We start from the raw sequence: 8574 nt of genomic DNA on the forward strand, positions 1-8574 counted from the left end.
ATGCGCATCCGCAATGACCGGGTCCAGGACGAGGTGCACATCGATCTGGTTCCGCTGATCGACGTCATCCTCGTGCTGATCATCTTCTTCGTGGTCACCACCACCTTCGACGCGCGCTCGACGCTGCAGTTGCAGCTGCCGACCGCCAGCGAACAGAACACCACCGAGCCGCCGCGCTCGCTGAGCGTGCTGGTGAACGCCGAGGGCCGTTACTTCATCAACGACCAGGAAGTGCTGCGCACCGACGTGGAGTCGGTCAAGCAGACCATCGCCGCCGTGGCCGGCAGCGATCGTGAACAGACCGTGCTGCTGCGTGCCGATGCGCGCACCCCGTACCAGGCCGTGGTCACCGCCCAGGATGCCCTGGGTCAGCTCGGCTTCCGCCGCATCGCCATCGCTACCGCGCCGGAGGTGCGTCCATGAGTAAACAACACGCGCCGGTCTGGCCGATCTACAAACGCCTGCTCGGCTACACCCGCGCCTACTGGGTGTTCATGGTGGCCGCGGTGGTCGCCATGGTCATCGAGGCATTGGCCGGCTACAACTTCACCAAGCTGATGGAACCGCTGGTCAACCGTGGCTTCGTCAACCCCGAGCCGCGCATGGCGGTGATCCTGCCGCTGACCATCCTCGGTCTGTTCATGATGCGCAGCCTGGCCACCCTGGTCAGCGATTACGCGTTGGCCCGCACCGGCCGCAGCGTGGTGCGCGACCTGCGCGAGCAGGTCCTGGAAAAATACCTGCACCTGCCGTCCTCGCATTTCGACAGCGAGGCGACCCCGGTGATGGTCAGCCGCCTCAACTACGATACCGAACAGGTCACCCAGGCCAGCGCCGATGCGCTCAAGACCCTGGTTGCCGACACCCTCACCATCATCGCCATGCTGGTGGTGATGCTGCAGATGAGCGTCAAGGTGACCGTGGCCATGCTGGTGGTGGTGCCGCTGATCGGCGTGATCGTCTCCGTCGTGGGCAAGCGCTATCGCCGGATCAGCCGCGGCATCCAGGACGGCATGGGCAACATGGCCCAGACCGCCGAGCAGTCGCTGGCCGCACAGCAGGAAGTGAAGGTGCACGGCACCCAGCGGCACGAGATCTCGCGCTACTCCAGGCTGGCCAACCGCATGCTCAGCCTGAACATGAAGGTCGAAACCACGCGTGCGCTGGCCTCCAGCACCGTGCAGTTCCTGGCCGCGCTGGCACTGGCCGTGATCGTATGGGTATCCACCCGCGAGGCGCTCGCCGGCAGGCTCAACGCCGGCCAGTTCATGGGTCTGATGACCTCGATGATGGCGATCATTCCGTCGCTGCGTCGACTGACCAGCGTGCAGACCTCGATCTCGCGTGGCGTGGCCGCCGCCGAACGCCTGTTCGGCATCCTCGACATGCCGGTCGAGCGTGACGAGGGCACCACCCGCGTGCAGCGCGTGCGTGGCGAGCTGTCGTTCGAACACGTGATGCTGCGCTACCGCGAAGACACCGGCATCGCGCTGGACGACATCAGCTTCGTCGCCAAGCCGGGTACTGTCACCGCCATCGTCGGCCGTTCCGGCAGCGGCAAAACCAGCCTGATCCGGCTGGTGCCGCGCTTCTACGAGCCCAATGGCGGCTGCATCCGCCTGGACGGCGTGCCGCTGGACGAGTACCCGCTGGCCGACCTGCGCCGCCAGGTGGCGATGGTCGGGCAGAAGGTGATGTTGTTCGACGACACCGTGGCCGCCAACATCGCCTACGGCATGGAGGCCAGTGAGGACCAGATCCGTGCGGCGGCCGAGGCGGCCAACGCCTGGGAGTTCATCGCACGCATGCCGCAGCAGCTGCAGACCCCGGTGGGCGAGAACGGCGCGCTGCTGTCCGGCGGCCAGCGCCAGCGTTTGGCGATCGCCCGCGCGATCCTCCGCGATGCACCGGTGCTGATCCTCGATGAGGCCACCGCCGCGCTCGACAACGAATCCGAGCGCCTGGTCCAGGACGCGCTGCAGCGGCTCATGCCCGAGCGCACCACGCTGGTGATCGCGCATCGCCTGTCCACCATCGAACATGCCGACCAGGTGCTGGTCATGGACCATGGCCGCATCGTCGAGCGGGGTACCCATGAGGAGCTGCTGGCGCTGGGTGGCCTGTACGAACACCTGCACAAGATGCAGTTCCGCGAAAGGCAGACCTGATGGCGTCCAAGGGGTCCCAGACCCCGTCGTACTGGTACGACGGCAGTGCGGTTCCGTTTGCCGCGCGCCTGCTGGCACCGCTGTATGCCGGGGTGGTCGCCGTGCGCCGCGCGCTGTACCGGCGGCGTTGGCTGAAGCGGCATGCATTGCCGGTGCCGGTGATCGTGGTCGGCAACGTCACGGCCGGCGGCACCGGCAAGACCCCGCTGACGATCGCCCTGGTCCAGCGCCTGCGTGAGGCCGGCTGGAAGCCCGGCGTGGCCAGCCGCGGCTACGGGCGCGAGCAGGCCAACGTACCGCGGTGGGTGGAGGCGAGCACCGACACCACGCTGGGCGGCGACGAGCCGGTGCTGATCGCATGGAAGACCGGCGTGCCGGTGCGCGTGGACGCCGACCGGGTGGCCGCGGGCAGGGCGCTGGTCGAGGCGGGCTGCGACATCATCGTCTGCGACGACGGCCTGCAGCACTATCGGCTGGCGCGCGATATCGAGATTGAAGTGGTCGACGCGCAGCGCCGCTATGGCAATGGGCGGCTGATTCCCGCCGGCCCGCTGCGTGAGCCGGCCAGCCGCGCGCAGGAATGCGACTTCCGGGTCGTCAACCTCGGCCAGGCCAGTGCCGAGGCCTCGGCGCTGGCCGCGTGTGGCTTCGGCGAATGGGCCATGCAACTGCACATCGACACGGCGCAGCCGCTCAGCGGTGGGCGCGCGCGTGCGCTGGCGCATTTCCGCGGCCAGCGCGTGCATGCCGTGGCCGGCATCGCGCACCCGCAGCGTTTCTTCGACATGCTGCGCGCGCACGGCATCGGGGTGGTGCCGCATGCCTTTGCCGACCATCACGCCTACCAGGCGTCGGACCTGCGCTTCGGCAGCGAACTGCCGGTGCTGATGACCGAAAAAGACGCGGTGAAGTGCAAGGTCTTTGCCAACGAATGGCACTTCGCGGTGCCGCTGGCGGCCGACCTGCCTGCCGCGTTCTGGGTCAACCTGCTGGACCGGGTCAATAAACTCGGCAAGCGTTGACCGCTGCATCCCCCGCCATTCCGCGTCACTGTCGAGAGTTTCCGCATGAGCCAGACCGTCGATTTCGTCGTCGCCATCCCGGCCCGTTACGCCGCCTCGCGCCTGCCCGGCAAGCCGCTGCGCCTGCTGGGTGGCACCCCGCTGGTCCTTCGTGTGGCCGAGCGAGCGCTGCAGGCCGGGGCGCGCGAGGTGTGGGTAGCCACCGATGACACGCGCATCGCCGAGGCCCTGCAGGGCCTGCCCACGGTGCGGGTCGCGATGACCGCGTCCAGCCACGCGTCCGGCACCGATCGCCTGGCCGAGTGCGCTGCCCAGGCCGGCTGGAGCGACGACACCCTGGTGGTGAACCTGCAGGGCGACGAGCCGTTCGCCCCGGCCGAGGGCATCCGCACTGTCGCCGAGGCGCTGGTCTACAGCGGGGCCGAGATGGCGACGCTGGCCACCCCGGTGGAAGACGCGGCGTCGCTGTTCGACCCCAACGTGGTCAAGGTTGTGCGCAAGGAGAACCTGGATGCGCTGTACTTCAGCCGTGCGCCCATTCCCTGGCACCGGGATGCCTTCGCGCAGTCGCGCGACAGCCTGTCCGGGCCGCACTGGCTGCGCCACATCGGCATCTACGCGTATCGTGCCGGCTTCCTGCGCCGCTTCGCCGCCCTGCCGCCGGGCGGCCTGGAACAGCTCGAATCGCTGGAGCAACTGCGCGCGCTGGAGGCGGGCCACCGCATCAGTGTGGCGCTCACCCCGGCCGCGTTCCCGCCCGGGATCGATACTCCCGAGGACCTCGAGCGTGCCGAGGCGTGGCTGGCCGCGCAGGGCTGACGACCGGCGCCGGGCGGTGCCGCCGCCAAATTGACGTTGGCACGACGGTTGCATGACGCCGACTCCGGCATAATCAGCGCATGAACGTACAGCCTGTCCAGGACCTGCCGGAATTCGCCACGTGGCTCAACGCCACCCCGACCACCCTGACCGAACTGCGCGGCCGCCCGGTTGTGCTTGCCTTCGTGAATGCCGCCTCGGTGTGGTGTGCACACCGGCTGGCGGAACTGGCGCAATGGCAATCGCGCAACCCGGGCAAGCTGCAGCTGCTGATCCTGCAGGTGCCGCGCTTCGACTGCGAGCGCGATCCTGAGCAGGCCTTGAAGCTGCTGCGTCGACAGGGCCTGACCGCGCCGGCGCTGCTGGACGCGGACTGGGATGGCTGGCGCCGCTTCAATGTCAGCGCGTGGCCGACATTGGTGCTGCTGGACGCGCAGGGCCGCGAGGTCGATCGCCTGGTCGGGTTCGGTGACGAACTCGAGCGCGCGTTGAACGCGCTCTGCCAGGGCGGCGCGCGCGCGAACGATGGCGATGCGGCGCGGCAGCGTGAACTGCACCCGGAGCCGCGCCTGCCGCTGCTGTTCCCGACCGGGCTGGCGGTGACCACCGAACGCCTGTACATCGCCGACAGCGGCCATCACCGCGTGCTGGAATGCAGCCATGGCGGGCGCGTGCTGCGTCAGTTCGGGCTGGGCACGGCCGACATGATGGACGGTGGTCCGGGTGAGGCCGCGTTCAACCGGCCGCAGGGTCTGGCCCTGGAGCGTGAGTGGCTGTACGTGGCCGACACCGGCAACCACGCCCTGCGTCGCATCCACCTGTTGACCGGCCAGGTCGACACCCTGTGCGGCAACGGCCGCCCGGGTGAGCCCGCCGAAGGCGTGGTCGCCGACCCGCGCCAGGCCGCACTGAACCACCCGCAGGGGCTGGCGGTGGCCGACAACCAGATCCATATCGCGATGGCGGGCGACAACCGCATCTGGAGCTACCACCTGGGCCAGCGCACGCTGTCCTGGCGGGCAGGCTCCGGCGCCATTGATGAACGCGACGGCAGCGGCCACCTGGCGGCATTCGCGCAGCCGGCGGCGCTCGCCGCCGTGCAGCAGGTGCTGTACGTGTGCGATGCGCTCGGCTCGTCGATCCGGTCGATGCAGCTGCGCGGCGACCTGGTGCAGACGCTGGTCGGGCAGGGCGTGTGGTCCTTCGGCGACAACGATGGTCCGCGTGCCACCGCGCAGTTGCAGTACCCGCAGGCCATTGCCCTGAGCCCGGATGCGCCGCTGCTGTGGATTGCCGACGCCGGCAACGGCCGCCTGCGCACGCTGCGCCTGGGCGGCGGTGAACTCACCACGGTCGAGCTGCCGCGCCGCCTGCATGGCCCGGCCGGGCTGGCGATGGGCGGCGGCGCGGTGTGGATCGCCGAGACCGACGCCCATGCCGTGCTGCGTTTCGACCCGGTCAGCGGCGTACTGAGCGACGTGCCGATCAGCGAATGACCCCGTCCACCGCTCCGGCCTTTGATGGAAAGGCATTCGCGGCGCACCTGAGTACCGCGCCCGGCGTGTACCGCATGTACGCCGCCGACGACACCCTGCTGTACGTGGGCAAGGCGCGCGCGCTGCGCAACCGCGTGGGCAGCTACTTCAATGGCGCGCCGAAGACGGCGCGGATCATGTCCATGCTCTCGCAGATCGCGCGCATGGACGTGACGGTGACCCGTTCGGAGGCGGAAGCGCTGCTGCTGGAAAACCAGCTGATCAAGTCGCTGTCGCCGCGTTACAACGTCTCGCTGCGCGACGACAAGACCTACCCGCATGTGCTGCTGACCCGCGAGGACTGGCCGCGCATCGCGCTGCACCGCGGGCCGCGCGCGGTGCCGGGGCGCTACTTCGGGCCCTATCCGGGCGTGACCGCGGTCCGCGACACGCTCAACCTGATGCACAAGCTGTTCAAGCTGCGCAGCTGCGAGGACAGCGTGTTCCGCAACCGTTCGCGGCCCTGCCTGCAGTACCAGATCGGCCGCTGCAGCGCCCCGTGCGTGGCGCTGGTGGCTGCCGAGGACTATGCCGAATCGGTGCGCCGCGCCTCGATGTTCCTGGAAGGCAAGAGCGACCAGCTGGCGCGCGAACTGGGCACGCAGATGCAGGCCGCCAGCGAGGCACTGGAGTTCGAACAGGCCGCGCGCCTGCGCGACCTGGTGACCGCGCTGCGCAGCATGCAGACCCGGCAGTACGTGGACGGCCGCGCTGCCGACCTGGACGTGCTGGCCTGCGCCACCCAGGGCGCCAGTGCCTGCGTGATGCTGCTGGCGTTCCGCGATGGACGCAACCTCGGCACCCGGCCGTTTTTCCCGCGCACCAACGGCGAGGACAGCGCGGAGGAGGTGCTGGCCGCGTTCGTGTCGCAGTACTACGCCGAACACGCGCCGCCGCGCGAGATCCTGCTGGACCGCGAGATTCCGGACGCCAGCCTGATCGAATCCGCGCTCAGTGCGTCGGCCGAGCATAAGGTGCAGCTGAAGTGGAACGTGCGCGGCGAGCGTGCCGGCTACGTCGAGCTGGCCAGCCGCAATGCGCAGATCACCCTGGTCAGCGAACTCACCAGCCGCAGCGCCCAGCATGCGCGCAGCGAAGACCTGCGGCAGATGCTCGGCCTGGCCGAGCAGGTCAAGCGGGTGGAGTGTTTCGACATCAGCCACACCATGGGCGAGGCCACGGTGGCTTCGTGCGTGGTGTTCGACGCCAGCGGCCCGGTGCGCAGCCAGTACCGGCGCTTCAACATCAGCGGCATCGAGCCGGGCGATGACTACGCCGCCATGCACCAGGCCATCGACCGCCGCTTCCGCCGCGCCGTGGAAGAGGAGGGCGTGCTGCCCGACCTGCTGCTGATCGACGGTGGCGCCGGCCAGCTGGCCCAGGCCCAGGCCGCGCTTGCCGATCTGGGCGTGGAAGGGGTGATGCTGGTGGGCGTGGCCAAGGGCGCCGAGCGCCGGGCCGGGCATGAGGCGCTCGTGCTGCCCGACGGCCGCGAACTGCGCCCGGGTGCCGCCTCGCCGGCCCTGCAGTTCATCCAGCAGGTGCGCGACGAGGCGCACCGGTTCGCGATCACCGGCCATCGCGGCCGCCGCCAGAAGGCGCGCATGACCAGCAAGCTGGAGGACATTCCCGGCATCGGGCCGCGCCGGCGTGCCAGCCTGCTCAAGCATTTCGGCGGGCTGGTGGGCCTGAAAGCGGCCGGCGAAGCGGAAATCGCCAAGGTGGAGGGCATCAATGACGCCCTCGCTGCACGCATCTACGCTAACCTTCATGGACTGCCCACGCCCCCTGCGGCCGGCGAGTAGAGAGACGCAATGAAGTTGACCCTCCCCACCTGGCTGACGCTGCTGCGGATCGTGATGATCCCGGTGCTGGTGCTGGTGTTCTACCTTCCCTATACGTGGACCAATTTCGCCTCGGCCGCGATCTTCGGCATCGCCGCGCTGACCGACTGGCTGGACGGCTGGATCGCACGCCGCTACGACCTTGCCTCGGCCTTCGGCGCCTTCCTCGACCCGGTCGCGGACAAGTTGATGGTGGCCGTTGCATTGTTCCTGATCGTGCAGGGGCACCCGACGCCGTGGATGGCGTTCTGGGCGGCGGTGATCGTCGGCCGCGAAATCGCGGTGTCGGCCTTGCGCGAATGGATGGCCGAGATCGGCCAGCGTGCCAAGGTACGCGTGGCGCTGATCGGCAAGATCAAGACCACCGCGCAGATGGTGGCGCTGCTGTGCCTGCTGTATTCGGTCGCGCCGAACACGCCGGTGTCGAGCATCTGGATGGGCGAGCCGGTCTTCCACATCGGCGACTGGACGCTGGCCATTGCCGCCGTGCTGACGCTGTTCTCCGGTCTGCAGTACCTGCATGCGGCATGGCCGAGCCTGCGTGAGGACGAGCGCGCGGCGCGCGAAACCGCACGTGCGAAAAAGAAGGGCTGAGGGCTGTTGACAGCACCGCATTTGGCTGTAGAATTTCGCCTCCCAAGCGGGAATAGCTCAGTTGGTAGAGCGCAACCTTGCCAAGGTTGAGGTCGCGAGTTCGAGTCTCGTTTCCCGCTCCAGATTCAAGAAAAAAGCGACCTTCGGGTCGCTTTTTTCGTTCTGCATCGGCGCGCTTCATATCCGCTTCACCGTCGCTTCATTGCCTGCCCGCTTCGCGGGTCGACGCTGCACGTCCCCTTGCAATGGCAGTGCCGCAATGAATGCTTCTTCTTCCTTTGACTGGGACCTGGTGGTCGTGGGTGCCAGCTTTGCCGGCGCCGCCTGCGCATTGGCGGCCGCACAATACGGCCTGCGCGTGTGCGTGCTGGAGCGCAAGGCCGACCCAGGCGAACGCCTGCACACCACCGGCATCTTGGTGAAGGAGGTGGTGGAGCAGACCTGGTTGCGGCGCATCCCCGCCGCGCTGCTGCAGCGCGTGGAGCAGGTGCGCCTGTATGCCCCCAACCTGCGCAGCGTTCGGCTGGCGGCGCCGGGCTACTACTTCATGACCACCGACACGCCCAACCTGCTGCGCTGGCTGGCCGACGAA

General features: G+C 68.6%; 8 protein-coding genes and 1 tRNA gene. All 9 read left to right on the forward strand.

Annotated elements, in window-relative coordinates; genetic code table 11:
* Nucleotides 1–423, forward strand: coding sequence for an ExbD/TolR family protein (locus ACREPD_RS05745; protein ID WP_421570148.1), 423 nt, complete (start codon nt 1–3; stop codon nt 421–423).
* Nucleotides 420–2168 (forward strand): lipid A export permease/ATP-binding protein MsbA, encoded by a 1749-nt coding sequence (gene msbA / locus ACREPD_RS05750; RefSeq protein WP_431598419.1) that lies wholly within the window; start codon nt 420–422, stop codon nt 2166–2168. The genes ACREPD_RS05745 and msbA overlap by 4 nt, the downstream gene beginning before the upstream one ends.
* A complete protein-coding gene (gene lpxK / locus ACREPD_RS05755) occupies nt 2168–3190 on the forward strand; it encodes a tetraacyldisaccharide 4'-kinase (RefSeq protein ID WP_431598420.1) in 1023 nt (340 codons plus the stop codon). The genes msbA and lpxK overlap by 1 nt, the downstream gene beginning before the upstream one ends.
* Nucleotides 3191–3235: 45 nt before the next feature.
* Nucleotides 3236–4009, forward strand: coding sequence for a 3-deoxy-manno-octulosonate cytidylyltransferase (gene kdsB, locus ACREPD_RS05760; RefSeq protein ID WP_431598421.1), 774 nt, complete (start codon nt 3236–3238; stop codon nt 4007–4009).
* 80 nt (nt 4010–4089) lie between these two features.
* A complete protein-coding gene (locus tag ACREPD_RS05765; protein ID WP_431598422.1) occupies nt 4090–5505 on the forward strand; it encodes a hypothetical protein in 1416 nt (471 codons plus the stop codon).
* Complete coding sequence (uvrC, locus tag ACREPD_RS05770) at nt 5502–7349, forward strand: excinuclease ABC subunit UvrC (RefSeq protein WP_431598423.1); 1848 nt, start codon at nt 5502–5504, stop codon at nt 7347–7349. Before ACREPD_RS05765 ends, uvrC begins: the two co-directional genes overlap by 4 nt.
* A 9-nt stretch (nt 7350–7358) precedes the next feature.
* Entirely contained in the window at nt 7359–7982 is a 624-nt protein-coding gene (pgsA, locus tag ACREPD_RS05775; protein ID WP_431598424.1) for a CDP-diacylglycerol--glycerol-3-phosphate 3-phosphatidyltransferase, read from the forward strand.
* A gap of 46 nt (nt 7983–8028) precedes the next feature.
* Nucleotides 8029–8104, forward strand: a tRNA-Gly gene (locus ACREPD_RS05780).
* Between the two features lie 137 nt (nt 8105–8241).
* A partial coding sequence (locus ACREPD_RS05785; protein WP_431598425.1) for an NAD(P)/FAD-dependent oxidoreductase occupies nt 8242–8574 on the forward strand: 333 nt, incomplete at its 3' end.

The organism is Stenotrophomonas sp. (assembly GCF_050737075.1).
In the GTDB taxonomy this organism is placed as follows: Bacteria; Pseudomonadota; Gammaproteobacteria; order Xanthomonadales; family Xanthomonadaceae; genus Stenotrophomonas.

Excerpts from the sequence above, each read along its gene's own strand:
- ACREPD_RS05745 (WP_421570148.1), top strand. The coding sequence starts at position 1 with ATGCGCATCCGCAATGACCGGGTCCAGGACGAGGTGCACATCGATCTG.
- msbA (WP_431598419.1), top strand. The coding sequence starts at position 420 with ATGAGTAAACAACACGCGCCGGTCTGGCCGATCTACAAACGCCTGCTC.
- lpxK (WP_431598420.1), top strand. The coding sequence starts at position 2,168 with ATGGCGTCCAAGGGGTCCCAGACCCCGTCGTACTGGTACGACGGCAGT.
- kdsB (WP_431598421.1), top strand. The coding sequence starts at position 3,236 with ATGAGCCAGACCGTCGATTTCGTCGTCGCCATCCCGGCCCGTTACGCC.
- ACREPD_RS05765 (WP_431598422.1), top strand. The coding sequence starts at position 4,090 with ATGAACGTACAGCCTGTCCAGGACCTGCCGGAATTCGCCACGTGGCTC.
- uvrC (WP_431598423.1), top strand. The coding sequence starts at position 5,502 with ATGACCCCGTCCACCGCTCCGGCCTTTGATGGAAAGGCATTCGCGGCG.
- pgsA (WP_431598424.1), top strand. The coding sequence starts at position 7,359 with ATGAAGTTGACCCTCCCCACCTGGCTGACGCTGCTGCGGATCGTGATG.